The 499-nt window shown below is 57.1% G+C and carries 1 protein-coding gene; it reads right to left on the reverse strand.

The genetic code is table 11. The features are described from left to right. Window positions 1-300: hypothetical protein (locus ACT3QP_RS15050; RefSeq protein ID WP_444526064.1), on the reverse strand; the 300-nt coding region annotated here is incomplete at its 3' end. Window positions 301-499 lie beyond the last annotated feature (199 nt).

Here is a 499-nt window from a genome sequence, read left to right on the forward strand (position 1 = left end):
TTCTGAGACCTCATAGGTGGCGTCATCAAGTGGGGTGATGGTAAAGGTTGGCAGTACGGTACTGCCCGCAGGGATGGTCACACTCACCCCCGCTAAGGCCTCAGCGGTCGTGATGGTTTGCGTGCCAGTGGCATCGGTCAAGGTGATGTTGTCAATGTCGCCCTCAGCAATGTCGCCCAGTACTAAGGTGGCGGTGACCGTGCTGTCAAGATCGGTGTCACCCGTTTGGCTGATGGCAAAGACAAGACTGTCGCCTGCGCCTTCAGTCGCCGTGGCTGTGATGGCGTCAATGCTGACCACAGGGATGGCGTCGCCGGCATCACTGATGGTGCCGGTGCCAGTGTCAGCGCCTGTACCAGACCCAATGGTTAAGCTGGTGGTTTCATTGTTCTCAAGAACCGCATCATTTAAGGTTGGGTAGCTGACGGTAAAGTCGGTGACCCCAGCGGGAACGGTGATGGTGCCCGAGACTGGATCATAGGTGACGCCATCACTAAAG

This window comes from Psychrobacter sp. AOP7-B1-24 (genome assembly GCF_052376215.1).
In the GTDB taxonomy this organism is placed as follows: Bacteria; Pseudomonadota; Gammaproteobacteria; order Pseudomonadales; family Moraxellaceae; genus Psychrobacter.